Annotated in this window: 18 protein-coding genes and 2 pseudogenes; 10 read left to right on the top strand and 10 right to left on the bottom strand. The window is 65.8% G+C overall.

What is annotated here, in order from left to right; genetic code table 11:
* Positions 1 to 21: 21 nt before the first annotated feature.
* Entirely contained in the window at positions 22 to 342 is a 321-nt protein-coding gene (locus NDI76_RS18235) for a hypothetical protein (RefSeq protein WP_310925593.1), read from the bottom strand.
* 298 nt (positions 343 to 640) lie between these two features.
* Here NDI76_RS18235 and NDI76_RS18230 point away from each other — a divergent pair, with 298 nt between their 5' ends.
* Positions 641 to 1843: an iron-containing alcohol dehydrogenase family protein gene (locus NDI76_RS18230; protein WP_310925592.1), complete on the top strand. Its 1203-nt coding sequence runs from the start codon at positions 641 to 643 to the stop codon at positions 1841 to 1843.
* A 265-nt stretch (positions 1844 to 2108) separates the two neighbouring features.
* Positions 2109 to 3017 carry an AEC family transporter gene (locus tag NDI76_RS18225; RefSeq protein WP_310925590.1) on the top strand — a complete coding sequence of 303 codons (909 nt, stop codon included), beginning with the start codon at positions 2109 to 2111 and terminating at the stop codon, positions 3015 to 3017.
* 280 nt (positions 3018 to 3297) lie between these two features.
* Here NDI76_RS18225 and NDI76_RS18220 read toward each other — a convergent pair whose 3' ends face one another.
* The 3 genes and pseudogenes from NDI76_RS18220 to NDI76_RS18210 form a co-directional block, all read right to left on the bottom strand.
* Positions 3298 to 4146: a beta-keto acid cleavage family enzyme gene (locus NDI76_RS18220; RefSeq protein WP_310925589.1), complete on the bottom strand. Its 849-nt coding sequence runs from the start codon at positions 4144 to 4146 to the stop codon at positions 3298 to 3300.
* On the bottom strand, positions 4143 to 4283 hold the full coding sequence (locus NDI76_RS18215) for a hypothetical protein (protein WP_310925587.1): 141 nt from the start codon (positions 4281 to 4283) through the stop codon (positions 4143 to 4145). The genes NDI76_RS18220 and NDI76_RS18215 overlap by 4 nt, the downstream gene beginning before the upstream one ends.
* Before the next feature lie 165 nt (positions 4284 to 4448).
* Positions 4449 to 4707: pseudogene (locus NDI76_RS18210) on the bottom strand (ABC transporter substrate-binding protein); the annotation flags it as partial.
* A gap of 153 nt (positions 4708 to 4860) precedes the next feature.
* Here NDI76_RS18210 and tbsP point away from each other — a divergent pair.
* From tbsP to NDI76_RS18185, 5 genes are all read left to right on the top strand, one after another.
* Entirely contained in the window at positions 4861 to 5691 is an 831-nt protein-coding gene (tbsP, locus tag NDI76_RS18205; protein ID WP_310925585.1) for a transcriptional regulator TbsP, read from the top strand.
* A 102-nt stretch (positions 5692 to 5793) separates the two neighbouring features.
* Positions 5794 to 6537 carry a TrkA C-terminal domain-containing protein gene (locus NDI76_RS18200; protein ID WP_310925584.1) on the top strand — a complete coding sequence of 248 codons (744 nt, stop codon included), beginning with the start codon at positions 5794 to 5796 and terminating at the stop codon, positions 6535 to 6537.
* Between the two features lie 311 nt (positions 6538 to 6848).
* The gene (locus tag NDI76_RS18195; protein ID WP_310925583.1) at positions 6849 to 7862 is read left to right on the top strand and encodes a DHH family phosphoesterase; all 1014 of its coding nucleotides are present in this window, start codon (positions 6849 to 6851) and stop codon (positions 7860 to 7862) included.
* A gap of 179 nt (positions 7863 to 8041) precedes the next feature.
* A complete protein-coding gene (locus NDI76_RS18190; RefSeq protein WP_310925582.1) occupies positions 8042 to 9775 on the top strand; it encodes an alkaline phosphatase D family protein in 1734 nt (577 codons plus the stop codon).
* Between the two features lie 89 nt (positions 9776 to 9864).
* Positions 9865 to 10911 (top strand): M23 family metallopeptidase, encoded by a 1047-nt coding sequence (locus NDI76_RS18185; protein ID WP_310925581.1) that lies wholly within the window; start codon positions 9865 to 9867, stop codon positions 10909 to 10911.
* Positions 10912 to 10914: 3 nt separating this feature from the next.
* Here the strand turns inward: NDI76_RS18185 and NDI76_RS18180 are convergent, their stop codons facing one another.
* The 3 genes and pseudogenes from NDI76_RS18180 to NDI76_RS18170 all read right to left on the bottom strand — a co-directional run bounded on the left by NDI76_RS18180 (position 10915) and on the right by NDI76_RS18170 (position 14904).
* Entirely contained in the window at positions 10915 to 11850 is a 936-nt protein-coding gene (locus NDI76_RS18180; protein WP_310925580.1) for a PH domain-containing protein, read from the bottom strand.
* Positions 11847 to 13295, bottom strand: a complete 1449-nt coding sequence (locus tag NDI76_RS18175) for a hypothetical protein (RefSeq protein ID WP_310925579.1) — start codon at positions 13293 to 13295, stop codon at positions 11847 to 11849. The genes NDI76_RS18180 and NDI76_RS18175 overlap by 4 nt, the downstream gene beginning before the upstream one ends.
* 374 nt (positions 13296 to 13669) lie before the next feature.
* A pseudogene (locus tag NDI76_RS18170) lies at positions 13670 to 14904 on the bottom strand (RNA-guided endonuclease TnpB family protein).
* 54 nt (positions 14905 to 14958) lie between these two features.
* On the opposite strand from NDI76_RS18170, the gene NDI76_RS18165 reads away from it, so the two are divergent.
* From NDI76_RS18165 to NDI76_RS18155, 3 genes are all read left to right on the top strand, one after another.
* Positions 14959 to 15099, top strand: a complete 141-nt coding sequence (locus NDI76_RS18165) for a hypothetical protein (protein WP_310925578.1) — start codon at positions 14959 to 14961, stop codon at positions 15097 to 15099.
* 66 nt (positions 15100 to 15165) lie between these two features.
* The gene (locus NDI76_RS18160; protein WP_310925577.1) at positions 15166 to 15804 is read left to right on the top strand and encodes a helix-turn-helix domain-containing protein; all 639 of its coding nucleotides are present in this window, start codon (positions 15166 to 15168) and stop codon (positions 15802 to 15804) included.
* Positions 15805 to 15894: 90 nt separating this feature from the next.
* A complete protein-coding gene (locus NDI76_RS18155; protein WP_310925576.1) occupies positions 15895 to 16365 on the top strand; it encodes a pyridoxamine 5'-phosphate oxidase family protein in 471 nt (156 codons plus the stop codon).
* Between the two features lie 147 nt (positions 16366 to 16512).
* Here NDI76_RS18155 and NDI76_RS18150 read toward each other — a convergent pair whose 3' ends face one another.
* The 3 genes from NDI76_RS18150 to NDI76_RS18140 form a co-directional block, all read right to left on the bottom strand.
* On the bottom strand, positions 16513 to 16725 hold the full coding sequence (locus NDI76_RS18150; protein WP_310925575.1) for a hypothetical protein: 213 nt from the start codon (positions 16723 to 16725) through the stop codon (positions 16513 to 16515).
* Positions 16726 to 16863: 138 nt separating this feature from the next.
* Complete coding sequence (locus tag NDI76_RS18145; RefSeq protein ID WP_310925574.1) at positions 16864 to 17001, bottom strand: DUF7560 family zinc ribbon protein; 138 nt, start codon at positions 16999 to 17001, stop codon at positions 16864 to 16866.
* A 117-nt stretch (positions 17002 to 17118) separates the two neighbouring features.
* Positions 17119 to 17532, bottom strand: a complete 414-nt coding sequence (locus tag NDI76_RS18140; RefSeq protein WP_310925573.1) for a helix-turn-helix domain-containing protein — start codon at positions 17530 to 17532, stop codon at positions 17119 to 17121.
* Positions 17533 to 17639 lie beyond the last annotated feature (107 nt).

Below are 17639 nucleotides of genomic sequence, written 5' to 3'. Positions count from 1 at the left end.
CGGACCGAACCGCACGACCGGTCACAGACCGAACTGACGCGCGAACCAGCGCTCGCGGGCCGCGGCGACCATCGCCTCCCAGTCCTCGAACGCCGTCGTCTCCGCGGCGAACGCGTCCCACTCCCCGCCGGGAACGGCGCCGAGTTCGGCCGGCGACGACGCCGACGACGGACTCGCGCGAACCATCTCCCCGAACGTTCGAAACGAGGTGTGTTCGCGCAGGAACGTCCGGTCGAACAGCGCCGTCGGCGGAATCGAATCCCGCCCTCCGAGCACCTCGGCCGCGCTCGGCGGCCCCTCGGCCGAGTCGTCCGACACGTCGACCGTCAGGTCGAATCCCATACCTCCCGGTCCGTCTCGCCGACACGTAAACCGTTCGCGTCGGTCGTCTCGAACGCGGACAGAAACGGACGACTGCGCCCGTCGGCCGTGGTGCGTCGCGCGGGCCCATGTCGGGGGTGCGGTCGCGTCGTGTCACCGGGGGTCGTCAGCGTCCGGAAAACCATACCCGTCTGCGGTCCGAATCGGGCGTCGTGACGACCACAACGCCGCGAACGCGCGACCGGCCGCGGAGTCGGCCCGAGTTCGGAACGGCCGCGCCGGCCCGCCGGAATCGAGGCGGAACAGGAGGGCAGAACAGATGAGCGACGGGTACCGGTTCGAGTTCGACGCGCCCGTGATTCGCTCGCGCCGCGGCGCGGCCGCCGACCTCGCGGCGGAGTTGGGAGAACACGGTCTCGAACGTGCGCTCGTCGTCTGCGGGTCGACGGTCGGGGAGACGCCCGCCGTGATGGACCCCGTGAGAGAAGGATTGGGTGACCGACTGGCGGACGTGTTCGCGGAGACGACCCCGGAGAAGCGACTCGGCACCGCCTACGACGGACTCGCGGCCGCGCGCGAGTGCGACGCCGACGTCGTCGTCGGCCTCGGCGGCGGCAGCAGTCTCGACGTGGCGAAGATGGTTGGCCTCCTCGCGGCGGACGAGCGACCGCCCGAAGAGGTGGGCGCGGAACTCGTCGAGCGAGGGACCGTCACCGTTCCGTCCGGCGACTTGATGCCCGTCGTCGCGGTGCCGACGACGCTGGCCGGCGCGGAGATGTCGAACGTCGCGGGCGTGACGGCCTCGCCCGAGTCGGGTCCGGTCGACGAACCCGCGAGCGGCGGCGTCGCGGACCCGAAGCTGACCCCCAGAGCCGTCGTTTACGACCCCGAACTGTTCGCGACGACGCCGAAAGGGGTGCTCGCGGCGTCGGCGATGAACGGCTTCGACAAGGGTATCGAGACGCTGTACGCGTCGAACGCGACGCCCGTGACCGACGCGACGGCGTCGCGCGGACTCGGACTGCTCGGACCCGGTCTGCGCCGACTGGGCGAGGGCGACTCGGACCCGGACGCGGAGACGCTGGACCCGGTCGTCGAGGGGACGATGCTCGTCCAGTACGGCGTCTCCCGGCCCGACGGCGTGACGCTCTCTCTCATCCACGCGTTCGGACACGGCCTCACGCGCACGTACGACGTGCAACAGGGCGCCGCGCACGCCGTCGTCGCCCCGCACGTCCTCCGGTATCTGTTCGAGGAGGTCGACGGCCGCCGCGAACTGCTCGCGGATTCGTTGGGCGTAGGACAAGCGGCGAATCCCGCCGCCGCGGTGGTCGACGCCGTCGAGCGGATTCGGGACGCGCTGTCGCTCCCGTCGCGTCTGCGCGACGTGGACGGCCCGGAGCCCTCCGAGTTCGAGGCGGTCGCGGAGAACATCCTGAACGACTCGTTCCTCGCCAACGCCCCGGACGGACTCGACCCGACGGTCGAAGCCGTCGAAGAAGTGCTCCGCGACGCCTACTGAGCGCGGGCGGAGAGCGACGACTGTCGGGTTCCACCGCCGAGCGTTTCGCCCCGCGCTGCCGTCAGTATACAGTTCGTCTCTCAAAGACAGCAAAACTATTTTTTCTGTCTCTTCTATCTCTCCTATCTTTTCGGTCAGAACGGCGCGAGAACCATCACGTTCGTTCGTCTTGGTTGCCGGCGAGAACGCCTGAGACGACGGTCGAAGCCCGATGGGGTTGCCGCGGAGCGTAAGACCAAATGGGCCGCCGGCCGACGTGGACCACATGGACGTCGTCTCGAACCTGCTCTATCTTCTCGTCCTCCTGTTCGCGGGTATCAGCGGGCGCCGCCTCGGACTCCTGACCGAGTCGCGTGCGGACCTGCTCACGCAGTTCGCGTTCTACCTCGCGCTTCCGGCGCTCGTCTTCACGTCCACGTCGAGTCAGTCGCTCGGCGACGTACTCGACCCGCGCCTGATCGCCGGGTTCTGGCTCTCCCTCCTCGTCGTCGGCGCGTTCGGGTGGGTCGTCCACCGGCGGACGTCCTCCCCGGCGACGCGGAGCGTCGCCGTCGTGCAGTCGTACCACTGTAACTTCGGCTTCCTGGGCCTGCCGATAACCGCGGCCGCGTTCGGCGACGTCGCCACCGCGAAGGCGAGCGTCATCCTCGGCGTCGGTGGCCTGACGCAGATACCGGCGACCGTCGCGGTCCTCGCCTTCGTGAACGAGGCGGAGGCCGACCTCGTCGAGGAACTCCGGGGCTTCCTCGCGAACCCGGTCATCGGCGCCTTGGTCCTCGGCTTCCTCTGTTCCGCGGTGGGCGTCTCTATCCCGGGGGTCGTCTCGAACGGCCTCGGGGCGGTAGCGCAACTGGCGCTCCCGGCCGCGTTGCTGGCCGTGGGGGCATCGCTGTCGTTCGACGCAGGCGCGGTCGACGTTCCGACGGTGGGGTCGGTCGTCGCCCTGAAGATGTTACTCATGCCCGTGACGGCACTCGTCGCGTTCTCGCTGCTCTCGGCCGACGTCTCGACCACCCGCGCCGGCGTCCTCATGCTCGCCATGCCGACGGCCATCTCCACGTTCATCTACGCTACGGAACTCGGCGGCGACGCGGACCTCGCCTCCGCCAACGTCTTCGCGACGACCGTCGCCTCCGTCGGGACCATCCTCCTCGTCCTCCAGTTCGTCGGGTGAGCGAACGCCTCTTGACGACACCTCGAAGAACAGTCACCAGTCGGGAGCAGTTGATGAGAGATGGGAATCACCGGGGATAGCAAACATAAAAGAAATAGCAAAAACAGAAAAGACAGCAAAAACCAAACACGAGGCCGGGAAAGCGGCTTCATCAAACCAGCAAAACTAGCAAGTACGCTCTATCAAACATATCAGTTGGACATCTACAGAATGAACGGGATTGTCCGTCCGAGAGGATGAACAACCGTGAGTGGGCCCTGAAATCGATCGAAACGCCCTCTCAATCCACCAGTCTGAGTATCTCACGCGCTTGGTCGGTCGTCGCCACCGGCCGACCGAGACGCTCCGCTATCGCCGCGGCGCGCGCGACTAACTGCGCGTTCGACTCGGCCAACTCGCCGCGCCGGAGGTAGACGTTGTCCTTCAGTCCGACGCGGACGTGACCGCCGAACAGCACTCCCATCGCCGCGAAGGGGAGTTGGTGCCGGCCGAACCCGAGCGTGTTGAACGACGCTCCGGCCGGAAGGTTGTCGATAGAGTTCAAGAAGTTCTGTGGGGTGGGTCGAGTGAGCGTGCCCGGACCGAAGATGAGCGTGGCGTAGACGGGCGCCGAGAGGTCGCGGCGGTCGAGGAGGCCGTGCACCTCGTTGAGGTGGCCGTCGTTGAACACCTCCAGTTCGGGTTTGATGCCGCGCGTCCGCATCTCGTCGTAAAGGTCGTTTACTAAACCGCGGGTGTTCTCGCTGGTCAGGCGGTCGTACCGATTCAACGGTCCCATGTCGAGCGACGCCATCTCCGGGGCGGGGTCGGTTCGGAGCGGTCGCGCCCGGTACTCGTCCGGCGCGGCCGTCCCGCCCGTGGAGTGTTGGATGATCACGTCGTCGGCGTGCCGGCGAACAGCGTCGTCTATCTCTTGAAACCGCTCGGTCGAGAAGGAGCGCTCTCCGTTCGGCCGGCGGGCGTGGAGGTGAACGACGGACGCTCCGGCCGCCTCGGCCTCCGCGGCGGCCCGACCTATCTCCTCGGGCGTCTCGGGAAGGTTCGGGTTCGCCTCCTTGCCGTGGACCCCGCCGGTCAACGCGGCGGTGAGTATCACGGGGTCACCGGCGAGGTAGTCCTCGTAGCTCACGGGGCGTCTCCGGTTCCATCTTCGCTCTCGTCTCCATCTCCGGCCGCCTCGTCGGCGTGCTCGCGATAGATTTCGCAGTCCGTCGCGTGGTCGAGTCCGTAGCGGTCGTTGCAGACGTCGGCGCGCATCGCCTGCACGAACTCCTCGGCGGCGCGGCAGTACGCGCGGGGCGTCCCGTCGCCGCCGGGGAGCGGCCGATACTCCGAGAACGGACAGGTCAGAGAGGGTGATTAGCACACCGCGACCTTAACCGCTGGCACCCCGGAAGCGCCGCGCTCAGAGCGCCGACGGCGGTGGCGGGGTCAGAAGTCGCCGGCGACGATGTCGTTCACGCGCCGGCGGTCGAACAGCGATTCGTCACCGAACGCGTCGGGGAAAGAGTCCCTGCGCAGCCATCTCTAGTTGGAACGGGTAGATAATCGGCCCTTGGTACGTCAAACCGCCGTAGATGACGCGGTCGTTCTGGACCGCGGTGAGTTGGCTCGCGACGTCGTGCTTCCGGAGGGGTCGGACGACGTTCTGCCGGAAATACTTCTCCGAGACGTTCCCCTGAATCCGCAAACGGACTCGAACTGTCGCCGGAATAGTCCGAAAATCGACGGGATCGTAGTTACCAAATAGATACGGTGCCTGAGAGGCGATTATGAGGGTTGTACAGATTTCTCAAGCCGTAATGCCGCCAGAGCTAAATACGGACCAACTATGAAATAAAGTATGAACCACCCAGCAGAACTGCTGACAGACGAGATGAGCGAGGTCTTCGAGTGGACGTTCGAGACGACGGAGAGTTCGCTGTACCTCGTCAACCCCGCCGCCGACGCACTCGAACGGGCGGTGGAGTCGCTCAGCACGTTCGACGGACGGACGCCGACGGTCCGTGTCCTGGGCGAGAAGACCACTCTGCGCGAGGTCATGGACGACTTCCTCGTCGCCAGTCGAACGGCCGATCTCGTCGAGTCCGAGACGCTCGAACTCCGCGTCCTCGACGACGCGGACGGCCACAAGCCGAACCTGATGGCGTCGGAGTCCGCCGTGACGACGGTCGTGAGCGCGGATTCGCTGCTTGCGGGCCTCCGGACCGACGACGAGGAGTTCGTCGGCGCCGTGCGCGAGGAGTACGAGACGCTCTTCGAGGCGAGCGACGGGTACAAACTCCACACCCCGGGGCTCAGCCGCGTCGAGACGACCATCTCGGAGCGCCTCGGTCCAGAGTGCAGAACCGACTTCACCGAACTGCTCTCGAACCTCCAGACCGCCCGCGGGGACAGCCAAGGCCCGGACGAAGTCGCCATCAGCCTCCTCGTCGCCGCGCGGAACGAGGAACTGTTCTACGACGTCTCGCGGTGGGCCGAGGATATCGGACTCGCCTCGAAAGCGACGTTCTCGCGGAAGAAGAGCGAACTCGAAAAGCAGGGGCTCATCGCCACCGAGAAAGTTCCCATCGACGTCGGCCGCCCGCGACTTCGCCTCAAACTCGGCGACGAGCGGTTGAGAGACGCCAGCGGGGCGCAGTTGGCGAGCGTCGCGCAGAGTACGGGTAGTTAAGGCCTCGCGGAACGCACGTACCGCAACCGCCGCGACCGACCGAACCCGCCGACCGGACCCGATTCCTGTGGCGTTTATCATCGTGGACGACCAGTGCGCCGTATGGTCGACCGATTGGACGACGTCGACAAGCGGATTCTCTACCACCTCGTGCGGGACGCGCGAAACACCTCCGCCCCCATGGTGGCCGAGGAGGCGCACGTCTCCGCCGGGACGATTCGGAACCGAATCAACCAACTGGAAGCCGACGGCGTCATCCGCGGCTACCACGCGCACGTCGACTACGAACGCGCGGAGGGTCGCCTGACGAACCTCGTCGTGGGGACCGCCGAGGTACACGAACGGGAGCGGTTGGCCAAGCAGGTGGCCGACGTGCCCGGCGTGGTGAACGTCCGGCAACTCATGTGCGGAACCGGAAACATCCACGTCACGGCGGTGGGTGAGGACGCCCGAGAACTCTCGCGGGTCACCCGGAGCGTGGCGGAGATGGGCGTGGAGATAGAGGACGAACACCTGTTGCAGCACGAAGAACACCGCCCCTACCACGCGTTCGGACCCGAGGGGCGGCGGGGCCGGCAGTCCATCGCCGACTTCATGTCGCTGTCCGGCGGCGCCGAGGGGGTCGAGGTGAGCGTCGCCTCCGGCGCGAAGGTGGACGGGACGACCCTCAGCGAGGCGAACGAACGCGGCTACGTCGACTCGGAGGTGTTGGTCGTCTCGGTCGAACGGGACGAGAAGATACTCACGCCGCGCGGCGACACCGAGATACGCGCCGACGATTTGGTGACGCTGTTCGCGCGCGGCGACCTGCCCGAGGAGACCATCACGGCGTTTGGCGGCGACTGAGAGGCGACCGAGACGGCGGACGCGTCGCGGGGTCCGATTCACGAACGCCGACGACCGAACAATACGGAAGTATTGACAGTAGTGAAAACATACATTTATCAGCCGGTCCGCGAAAGTGGAGGTGCGGGAGCGCTTCTCCCCCATCCCACCACGTTCCCGCACCGGGGCCGGAGACGGCGTCGGTCTGAGTCCCCCCGGACTCACTTTCGGTCGACGACCCGAGCGGACGGGACAGTCGCGGTTCGACGGGAAACCACGTATCTTCGGAACGACAGATAGACGCTTGTATCCCGACCACATACATCCAGGCGATGACGAAAGCGCGAGAACTCTTCGAGTTGCTCGCTGGGGCCGAGCAACTCACCGTCGTCTGCCACAACAACCCGGACCCGGACTGCCTGGCGAGTACGCTCGCACTGGGGCGTATCGCCGCGGAGGCCGGGATAGACGAGCGTCAGATTCTGTACGGCGGGAGCATCTCACACCAGCAGAACCGCGCGTTCATCAACCTCCTCGACATGGAACTCGAACTGTTCACCCCGGAATCGCTGGGCGAACGCGACGCCGACTCGTTGCTCGCGTTCGTCGACCACTCGCTGCCGGGGGTGAACAACGAACTCCCCGAGGACACGCCCGTCGATATCGTCATCGACCACCACAGCGTCGAGGACGTCGAGGGACGGTTCGTCGACCACCGCGAGGATATCGGCGCGACGGCGACGATACTGACCGAGTACGTCCGCGAGTTGGACGTGACCGTCGAGGAGACGCTGGCGACCGGACTGCTGTTCGCTATCCGCCGCGAAACGCTCGGCTTCCTGCGCGGCGCGACGGCCGCCGAGTACGACGCCGCGGGAGCGCTCCACGGCCACGCCGACCGGGACTTACTCCGGACGCTGTCGACGCCGTCGGTGAGCGGCGCGACGATAGACGCCATCTCCGACTCCATCGACAACCGGGTCGTTCGCGGCTCAGTCCTGCTCTCGCACGTCGGACGAACGGACGAACGCGACGCCCTGCCGCAGGCGGCGGACTATCTCGCCACCTTGGAGGGCGTCGAGACGGCCGTCGTCTTCGGCATCGTCGAGGACGCCATCGAGATAAGCGCGCGGTCGACCGACTCGCGCGTCCACGTCGGCAACGCCCTCAAAGAGGCGTTCGACGGCGTGGGCAGCGCCGGCGGCCACCGCGAGATGGGCGGCGGCGAGATTCCGCTCGGCATCTTCGCCGACTACCGGAGCGACGACGAGCGGTTCGTCGACATCGTCGAGAACGTGGTCACCGACCGCCTGGCCGACAGCCTCAAACTCTCCGACGCGCCCTGACCGCGACCCGAGGAGCTGGTGAGACGCCGTCGAACGTACGCCGCCTCGGTGCGAGTCGTCTCCGTCTCCCTCGGACGACCAACCGATACCTCCGCACGGAGAGTTGACAATACCGCTCATTCCTGACAATAGGTATATTATAAGCGTATTACACCCCCGGCGTCGACGCACTACCTGTCATGTCAGGGAAGGTGACGCGGCGAGGACTGCTCGCGACGGTCGGAACCGCGACGGCGACGGCGACGCTCGGCGAGGGCGCGGTGGGAACGGTCGAAGCGACGACCGAAACCCCCGAATCCGAGACCGAAGCGGATTCGGACGAGGAAGTCCCGGAGAAACCGGTTCCGCGGGCGGTACAGAGCGGAGACGTGAAGTCCGACCGGGCGATCATCTGGAGTCGGACCGACGCGCCGGCACGGATGTACGTCGAGGTGGCGACCGACGAGTACTTCTCGGACGTGCGGACGGTTCGGGGGCCGGCGGCGCTGTCGGTGACCGACTACGCGGCGAAACTCGACCTGCGAGGACTTCCGAGCGGCGAGGAGATACACTACCGGGTCGTCTTCGAGTCGCTGGAGCACCCGGCGATTCGGAGCGACCCGGTAAGCGGCCAGTTCAGAACGCCGGCGGAGGGCGAGCAGGACGTCCGGTTCGTCTGGGGCGGCGACGTGGTCGGACAGGGGTGGGGAATCGACCGCGACCGCGGCGGGATGACCATCTTCGAGGCGATGCGCGAACTCGACCCGGACCTGTTCATCCACTCCGGGGACGCCGTGTACGCCGACGGTCCGCTCCCCGAGACGGTGGAACTGGACGACGGCGGCGTCTGGAACAACGTCGTCACCGAGGCCAAATCCGAGGTCGCGGACGCGCTCTCGGAGTTCCGCGGCAACTACCGGTACAACTTCATCGACGACCACTACCGGAACTTCCTCGCGGAGGTGCCGATGATCCCGCAGTGGGACGACCACGAGGTGACGAACAACTACTACCTGGGCGAGATGCTCCCGGAGGACGACCCCCACGACGTGGAGAGCGTGAACCTCCTCGCTGCCCGCGGTCAGCGAGCGTTCGTCGAGTACATGCCGATTCGGACGCAGGAGAGCGGTTGGAACGAACACTACGATAGCTTCGAGTACGGGTCGACGATGGAGGTGTTCCGACTCGACCTGCGGAGTTACCGCGGGCCGAACACGGCCACGCGGAACGAGGAGGAGAGCGAGGCGACGGCCGTCCTCGGCGAGGAACAACTCGCGTGGCTGAAAGAGTCGCTCGCGGCGTCGGAGGCGACGTGGAAGGTAATCGCCTCCGACATGCCAATCGGCCTCGTCGTCACCGACGGCGACTACTTCGAGGCCATCGGCAACGTCGACGGCGAACCCGTCGGCCGGGAGCACGAAATCGCGGACCTCCTGTCGTTCCTGAACGAGGAAGACGTGCGAAACGTCGTCTGGTTCACCGCCGACGTCCACTACACCGCCGCCCACCACTACCATCCCGACCGCGCGCAGTTCACCGATTTCAATCCGTTCCGGGAGTTCGTTACCGGACCGCTGCACGCGGGGACGTTCGGACCGAGTGCGCTCGACGACACCTTCGGACCGGAAGTCGCCTACGAGAAGTCACCGCCGGAGGGCGAGGCGAACCTCCCGCCGAGCGAGGGGCTTCAGTTCTTCGGACAGGTCGACGTGGCCGCCGACTCCGAGGAGATGACGGTCACGCTTCGGGACCGCGACGGCGACGAACTGTACAGCGAGACGCTCGTTCCGGGAGCGTACGGTCACGCGGACGGCGGTGACGACGAGAGCGACGACGAAGCCGACGCCGCCACCGAGTCGGAAGGCGAAGACGACGAGACGGCCACCGAGACCGAATCGGACGGCGAGGGGCCCGCCCACACGGCCGAGGGGTGAGGAAACCGCCGCCGTCTCGACGCCGTCGGAAAGGACGTCGTAAAATCGCACGCACAACGCTCTTCTCCCGCCGCGTCCACCCCCCCGGTATGCCCTCCCGGACCGAGACGGGCGCGTCAAACGACGAGCGACCCCGTGACCCCGCCGAGTCGAAGTCGGTACTGCGGAGGCTCCCGGACCCGACAAACCTCGCGCTGCTGGGTCTGCTCGGCCTCCCGGCCGTCGTCTCTCCCCGATTTGCGGTGCTCTCCCCGTTTCTTTACTGCTTTCTGTTCGGTCTCTGGCCCTTCGTTCCGATGTTCCTCCCGTCGCGCGGCGAGTCCCCGACCGAGTGGGTGCGGATGGGTGACCGGTGGAGCACCGCGCGGTTCCTGCTGTCGATGATTCCGTTGCAACTCAACCCGTTCGTACAGGGGCAGAGCGTCGGCCAACTGCTCGGCCACCTCGACGTCTACCGCCGCTATCGGTTCGACCCACCGGACCCCGAGTCGTTCGAGCAGCGAGCGACCTACCGCCTGCCGGTCGAAGACGAGTGGACGGTCGTCAGCGGCGGGCAGGAGAGGAAAGATTCGCACTCGTGGAGCATCCTCGCACAGCGGTACGCCTACGACCTCGTGACAACGGACGGAGAGGGCCGAACGCACGCGGGCGACGGGGATGACCCGTCGGACTACTACTGCTGGGAGGAACCCGTCGTCGCACCGGCCGCGGGCGTCGTCGTCGACGCCAGCGACGGACACCGCGACGCGCCGCGGACGCGCGGATGGTTGGACCTCCGACAGCGAGACATCCGCGGCAACTACGTCGTCGTCGAACACGCGCCGAGAGAGTACAGCGTGCTCGCGCATCTCCGCGAGGGAAGCGTCGCCGTAAGCGAGGGCGACCGGGTCGAACCCGGGCAGCGAATCGGACTGTGCGGCCACTCGGGTAACTCCACGGAACCGCACCTGCACTTCCACGTGCAGGACTCGCCGTCGTTCTATCGGGGGATGGGGCTACCCGTCGGATTCGACGGGGTCGCCGTCGCCGACGGACCCGACGGCGAACCGGTCGGCACGGGACGCGTCGCCTTGCGGGCGGGACAGCGCGTCGTACAGCAGAAATCGGAGCGGACGACGAACCCGGAAGCGGAGTGAACGCTACGGCGAGTCGTCGCGAGTCGTCTCGCCGAAACCGTCCACCGCGTCGTCCCTCACAGGACCCGACTCGACCGTGCCGCCGTCGCTCCACGGTTCGGGGTCGGGGAACGCGCCGTCGGCGTCGGCCGTCGACAGTGGTTCGACGGTTCCGGTTCCGGCTCCGGCTCCGTCCGCGTCGAGCACGGCGTTCTCCGAACTCGAATCGACCGGCGTCGCTTCAACGAACGCGCCGTCGAGTCGGTCCTCTCCGCGGTCGGCGCCGTTGACCGTGTGGTCCATCTCGTCGCGTATCTCGTCGGCGAACTCGGCGGAGTCGTAGACGGAGCGAACCGTCACGCTCAGGTTTCCGCTCGCGCCCGCTCGGACGTGGATGTTGCCGAGACCGAACAGCGTGTCGACGACGGACTGGCGCTCCTCAACGGCGCGGACTTTCTCTAAGGGAACCTCGGTCCGCGAGAGGGAGACGAACCGGTACTCCTGCAGCACCCGGCGGTTCGTGACCACGTAGGTCGTGAGCGTGTTCCGCCAGTAGCGGTGGATGCCCGTCGAGAACAGGTACAGCCCCGCAGCGAGGGCGAGCGTCGGGTACACCAGCGGGTAGTCGGTGAAGTACAGCAGGTCCAATCCGGCCGCGAGGAACGGGACGGAGAGGAACGTCTGCAGTAGCGCGCTCCGCTGGGCGGGGTCGCGGTCGTCGACGACGAACTCGTTCTCCCGCATCGTCGGGTCGTCGGGCGTGCTGGCGAACTGCACGTAGATACCGAGCGCGACGACGAATAAACCAAAGAGCGCCAACGGAACGCCGGCGAGCGGCGGTGCAGTCGGTTGGTTCGCCACCAGCGGGTACTGCGACTGGAACGCGTAGACGTACGCGCCGAGCGCGAGGAACGGCGCGCCGAACAGCGCGCTCCACGCCGCGGGGAGTCCGCGGGTCATCGGCGCCCCTGTGAGAGTTGGAAGACGATTCCCAGCCCGGAGAGGAAGATGCCGACCAGCGTGAGCGACGTCTCGCTCAGGGCGGTACCGCCGCAGGCGGTGAAGAAGCCGCGCTGGCACTCGGTATCGGCGTCCGCGTCGTCCGGGGCGTCGGCGGGCGTCGCCGTCGGCGCGCCGAGCGGTTCGTCGGCGGTGAACGTCGGTGGCTCCGGCGTCGCCGTCTCGGGTTCGGGCGGTACGTGAACCGTCACCGGACGGGTTTCGACGGCGTCGCTGCCGACGTACACGCCGTGTTCGACGTTCGGCGAGGAGAGCGGGACCGCCGCGTCGGCCACGTCGTCGTAGGTCACGCGGAAACTGACGGTCCGTCGCTCGCCGATGGGGACGTGCGTCCAGTCGGTGGCGACGACGGCGCCGTCGACGCGGTAGCCGAGTTGCCCCTCGAAGTCGGCGGTGTCGACGTTCCGAACGGTGAGGTTGACGCGGTAGTCGTCGCCGGGGCGCACGTCGTCGGGCGCCTCGAAGGACTCGACGGCGAGGGCCGAGGCGTCGGCGCTCGGCCCGCGGACGACGCGGACGGCGCCGCCGGCGCGCGAGTCGCCGGTTCGGACGCCGTGGTCGTACGTCGTCTCGTTCTCGACGGGTCCGACGACTGACGCCGCGTCGGCGAGCGTCATCTCGAAGGCGACCTGTCGGTCGTCGCCCGCGGCGACGGTGACGGCCCGTTCGACGACGGGTTCGCCGGCGAACGCGTAGTCGACGTTCCGGGTGATAGTGACGTCGCCGGGGTTCCGGACTGTCGCGAGGACGATATAGGACTCGTTATGGGAGATTTCGGTCGGCGCGTCGAAGCGTTCGACGGAGAGGTCGACGTCGGGGGTGACGCGGAGGCGCGCGGCCGCTCCGGCGCCCGACTCGTTTCGGACGCCGTGGACGTACGTGCCCGAGACCGTCGAACCGAGCGCCGATTCGACGTCGGAGAACGGGACGGCGAACTCGACGGTCGCCGACTCGCCCGCGGCGAGGGTCATCGTCCGCGAGGCGATGGTGGTTCCACCGAGAGAGTACCGGAGCGTCTCGGTGCCGTTCGCCGACGCGCGGTTCGTCACCGTCGCGTTCACCGCGACGTCGTCACCGGCGCGGAGGCTCTCGGGGGCGTCGAGGTCGGAGACGACGAACACCGTCGCGTCGGCGGGCGGCGGGGACTCGGTCGTCGTCTCGGTGGCCGTCACCGTACCGGGCGGCGGAGTCGACGTCGGCGTCGAGTTCGTCTCGGTCGTTCGGTTCGCCTGCGGCGTCTCGGTCGCGGCGTCGGTCGCGGTGGGCGTCGGCCCGACGTCGCCCGCCGCGCCGCCCGCGGCCGCCGTTCCGACCGAAACGGAACAGAGGACGAAGACGAACGCGAACGCGAGCACGGTGGAGGACCAATGAGGGTTCGAATTCACGACCGAACCATCAATGACAGCCCATATAAATGTTGTGTGAACGAGACAGTTCTCGAAACAGAATGGTATGGCGCCGAACGTTCAGACGAGACGCAGAGGGGCTCTAAAACGTGTTATTACCGCATTAAGCTCTCCCCATTCGGAACCTGAATCGGTATGTCTGTTTAGTTAGATATATTGAATTTCAATTCATCCATATTGTATTTCGGGTCGTCAGTCAGAGTCGTATTCCGACTGCGACTCGGTTCCCTGTGGACGGCGGTGGCCACCGCTAGCATGAAGGTGCGCCGCGCGGACGGTGCGTACGACACGTGACATCCTCCCCGCCGTTTACGGCGGGGCTTCCCACACGGGGGAAATCCGTTAGGCAGGTTTCAGTCCGAAAACGCCGAGAGCGTCATCTGCGAGGGTGTCTCGCTCGTCTTCCGGTGGGCTGTGGCGGTGTCACGACCGCTCCCGTCCTGTAGTGAGTCATCGCCTGCCGGTTTCCAAGGCAGGCTCTCTCCCCACGGGTTAGCGCGACCGGCGATGTTCGCCGCTGCGTTAATATCCGCTTGGAACTCCGAGACGTGGCAGTCGCCGTGCGGACACGCAAACTCCGCTTGCTGACTCCGACGACCGAGACGACCGCAAGCGTGGCAGGTTTGGGAGGTGTACGCCGCGTTGACGTACTCAACGCAAATCTCTGCCTCGGTCGCTTTGTCCTCAATTCGACCCTGTAGCTGGGCGAACGCCCATGCATGAAGCCGCCGATTCATGAACTTACCGTAGTCCAACCGTTCGCGGATATACGACAGGTCTTCGAGAACGATAACGGGGTTCTCGAAGGAATCAGCGTATTCGACGGCTTGCCGAGACGCTTTCTCGACAATATCCGTGAGAGCGTTCTGGTAGTGGTCGAATCGTTCGTCTACGCGCCACTCGGCGGCGTCTCGTGATTGTAGCCGGCGGAGTGTGGTGAACATCTCTTTGCGGAGGTGTCGCGCCCGACTGCCGCTGATGAGCATCGGTTTCCGTAGTACGTCGCGTTTGAGGGCACAGCCCGTTATCAACGCGCTCTCGCCTACGTCGAAACCGATGTACGTCGGATTGTCCGATTCAGTCGGTGCTTCGACCGAGTATTCGACGGTGACGTGCAACTCCCACGACGTGCGGTGTTGCTGTAACCGAAGTTCGCCCGCTTTCGCGTCTTCGGAGAGTAGGTCGAACCACAACGATTCCTGCTCCGGGTTGATACGGAGCGGAATCCAGAAGTTCGTCCCGCGTCCGGGCTGCGGGGCCTGCCACACAAATCCGTGTTCGCGGTCGTCGGAGTAATCGAACCTCGCGGCCCGATTGACGAGTCGAAGCGGATGCTCGTCGTCTAACTCCTCGGCGTTGTACGTCGAGCGGAGTTTCGGGACGTAGGATTTAGCGCGTCTTTGGCTTGGTACGGCAGGTCGTAGGGCGTCACAACGTCGTTGACCGCAGACATTGTATCCGCCCGGTTGTCGAAGGCGTCGTGGAGTGCGGTTCGGTAGGTGTCCAAGAGTCGCTGGAGGCGCTGCTCCTTACCCGTAGTGGGCGTTGCGAGCGTGGCCTGTAGCGTCTTCGTCACCATCTCGGACACAGTATTGGATAGCCGACCGCCACACATAAACATAACTCTGGTGTAACACCAGACATGAAGTACGTCAAGGTAGATTTTGAGGACGAATGCCAGTACGAGAGCCTGAAAGAGACGAAAAAGCGCCACGGGCTAACGTGGAAGGGGATGCTGCTCCACGCACAACGAGAGTTGAATTCCGGCCCGACCAGCGAGTAGCGGTTGGTCAGCACCATGTCGCATTTCCTCCCGGCCTGAAGGCCGAGATTCCCTGCTTGAATTAAGATGGCGTCCGGAATACGAGCGACAGTGAAGTTCACCGATCCGAATGGGTGTCCCATCGCTCGGCGTTCCGAGTCCGCGGGGGGAGCCATCGACCAGACGTCTACGAGCGTCTCGTTGCCCGGAGAGAGGGGGAGCGTCACCGAGTTCCTGGTTCCGGGAGACGACGACGAGGAGGACGCCGTCTTCTCCTACGGGACGGCGACGGTGTTTCGGACCGCCCACGAGGACGACGCGACCTGTCCCTGCGAGTGCCTCGGCCGGTTCGGCTGTCCGGTCCACCGCTACGTCGCCGACGACGGCGACCTGACGCTCGTCTTCCACGCGGCGGACTTCGGGCAGTTGCAGACGGTGATGGGTGAACTCGGCGAACGGTTCGAGGACGTGGACGTCCAGCGTCTCCTCCAACCGCCGCTGGAGGGGCCGCCCGAAGAACGGGTGTTCGTCAACCGGGGGAAACTCACCGACAGACAGCGCGAGGTGTTGGAGACGGCGTACCGGATGGGGTACTTCGAGCGACCGAAGGGGGCCAACGCCACCGAGATAGCCGCGGAACTCGGTATCTCCCAGTCGACGTTCACCGAGCACCTCGTCACCGCGCAGCGGAAGATTCTGGAGGACGTCCTGGAGGGGAGTGCGTAGCGGTCCGATGCCGCCCAGCAACGGCGGTCCGGTCGCCGCGCCCGCACGGTGGAGAATTTAAGTCGAGCGGTCTCGTCGCACCAGTACGCAATGTCACTCGCCCAGGAAACCGAGATGTCGGACTCGGAGATCGACGAATTCCTCGGTCGTCACGAGACGGGCGTTCTCTCGCTCGCCCGGTCGGACGACCCCTACGCCATCCCTATCTCCTACGGATACGACGCCGACGCCCGGACGTTCTTCGTGCGACTCGTCTCGACGCCCGAGAGCGAGAAACGGCGGTTCCTCTCGTCGTCGCCGCGGGCGCGCATCGTCATCTACGAGGAGAGCGAGTCGAACCCGACGTCGACGTACCGGAGCGTCGTCGGCACCGGCACCCTCGAGGAGATATCGCCCGCGGAACTGACCGTCGAGCACATCGAGCAGTACGGGAGCGCGAAGCGACCGCTGTTCGAGATATGGGGACAGTCGAAGGAGGACCTCAACATCCAACTGTACACGCTCGACCCGAACGAACTGAGCGGGCGACGAACGGAGATAGACCGAGACGCGGTCGAGTGACGAAAGCGGTCGAAGACCGGGAGAACGAGGCTGCTAACTGGCTAACGGCACGGGTTCTTCTTCGAGACGGAGGTCGGAGCCGTGCTTGGCATTCAAACAGAGTACTATACAGCGCCGTGATAACGCGGTTCGTCAATCGACTGGATGTCACTTTTGTCGTCCGACGTACAGCTCCACCGCTCGTAAAATACCGATGAGGAGGACGGCTCCAATACCCAGATTGACGATCTGTGACGCTGCAGGATTGATCACGTTCTCTACTTGCAGCCAAGCGAGCGAGAGTGCACCAGCAGCGAAGATGAGTGCTATGGCAAGATACACTGCCGGGCTGGATCGGTCAGTTGAAATTGAGGTCGGCATCTTTGAGGGTGCTCTCCTGTTCAAGTAGGTTCATTAATAGTCTTCTTCCCTCTACCAACGGTGCTAAATACGGACGCCGTTCTGAGCGGCTGTTTTTCCGATGGACTCCGGAGGAGGGAATCGTAGCACCGACAACCATTAACAAGAAGCGAAATGCTGCGAGTCGACCGACGCCCCGCAGACGGGGCATCCGTGCGTCAGCGTCGCCTCCCGCATCGGGGCGTTGACCTCGATTCGCTGACCGCACTCCGGGCAGGTGAAGACGAACTCGCTCATGGCCGCTGTTTCACACTCTCCCATATAGGCGGTTTGGCTCCCGGAACCGACGGCGGTTCCCCGCTGATATCCTGGTACATTTACATCGAGGGCGCGGACGCGGACGTCCCGAAGGGGTCACCGCCCGCCCGCCACCGACGAGTGGGTCGACCGCTCGGCGCGTTCGCGGCGGGTGACCGACAGCGAGAAGTCGCCCGCGGCGTCCATCGACACCACGATGTCGTCGACGCGGCGGCGGTACTGGCTGGTGTGCTTACCCGACCGGCAGAGGCGGAGGCTCTCCTCGAGGAGGCCGGCCTCGGTGAGCGACTCCACTTTCCGGTAGGTCGTCGACAGGGGGATGTCGCACTCCTCGGAGAGTTCGCCCGCGGACAGAGCCTCTTCGCTGGTCGCCCGGAGGATGGCACGGCAGTCGGCGTCGTCGAGCACGTCGAAGAGACTCTCGACTTCGGAGACGTCCGAGACCGTACGGCTCTCGTCGCTGCGTTCGTGGCGGCGGACACCCATCGGGGCCATCGTCGACTGACTCATACGATATTGGATGCGGGGAACCACAACCAGTCTGCACCGCAGATATCCGGGGTGGTTTATATACTATCGAGTGCGGGCGGTCGACGGAACGGGTCGGACGGACGCGA

The sequence above is a fragment of the Halogeometricum sp. S1BR25-6 genome, assembly GCF_031624495.1.
Classification (GTDB): domain Archaea; phylum Halobacteriota; class Halobacteria; order Halobacteriales; family Haloferacaceae; genus Halogeometricum; species Halogeometricum salsisoli.
Note: the sequence above shows the minus strand (reverse complement) of the source record. Positions and strands in the feature narration are given on the sequence as shown.

Coding starts and splice junctions, on each gene's coding strand:
- NDI76_RS18160 (WP_310925577.1), top strand. CDS start 15,166: ATGGCGTCCGGAATACGAGCGACAGTGAAGTTCACCGATCCGAATGGG.
- NDI76_RS18230 (WP_310925592.1), top strand. CDS start 641: ATGAGCGACGGGTACCGGTTCGAGTTCGACGCGCCCGTGATTCGCTCG.
- NDI76_RS18150 (WP_310925575.1), bottom strand. CDS start 16,725: ATGCCGACCTCAATTTCAACTGACCGATCCAGCCCGGCAGTGTATCTT.
- NDI76_RS18185 (WP_310925581.1), top strand. CDS start 9,865: ATGCCCTCCCGGACCGAGACGGGCGCGTCAAACGACGAGCGACCCCGT.
- NDI76_RS18140 (WP_310925573.1), bottom strand. CDS start 17,532: ATGAGTCAGTCGACGATGGCCCCGATGGGTGTCCGCCGCCACGAACGC.
- NDI76_RS18235 (WP_310925593.1), bottom strand. CDS start 342: ATGGGATTCGACCTGACGGTCGACGTGTCGGACGACTCGGCCGAGGGG.
- NDI76_RS18190 (WP_310925582.1), top strand. CDS start 8,042: ATGTCAGGGAAGGTGACGCGGCGAGGACTGCTCGCGACGGTCGGAACC.
- NDI76_RS18145 (WP_310925574.1), bottom strand. CDS start 17,001: ATGAGCGAGTTCGTCTTCACCTGCCCGGAGTGCGGTCAGCGAATCGAG.
- NDI76_RS18195 (WP_310925583.1), top strand. CDS start 6,849: ATGACGAAAGCGCGAGAACTCTTCGAGTTGCTCGCTGGGGCCGAGCAA.
- NDI76_RS18200 (WP_310925584.1), top strand. CDS start 5,794: ATGGTCGACCGATTGGACGACGTCGACAAGCGGATTCTCTACCACCTC.
- NDI76_RS18165 (WP_310925578.1), top strand. CDS start 14,959: ATGAAGTACGTCAAGGTAGATTTTGAGGACGAATGCCAGTACGAGAGC.
- NDI76_RS18180 (WP_310925580.1), bottom strand. CDS start 11,850: ATGACCCGCGGACTCCCCGCGGCGTGGAGCGCGCTGTTCGGCGCGCCG.
- NDI76_RS18155 (WP_310925576.1), top strand. CDS start 15,895: ATGTCACTCGCCCAGGAAACCGAGATGTCGGACTCGGAGATCGACGAA.
- NDI76_RS18225 (WP_310925590.1), top strand. CDS start 2,109: ATGGACGTCGTCTCGAACCTGCTCTATCTTCTCGTCCTCCTGTTCGCG.
- tbsP (WP_310925585.1), top strand. CDS start 4,861: ATGAACCACCCAGCAGAACTGCTGACAGACGAGATGAGCGAGGTCTTC.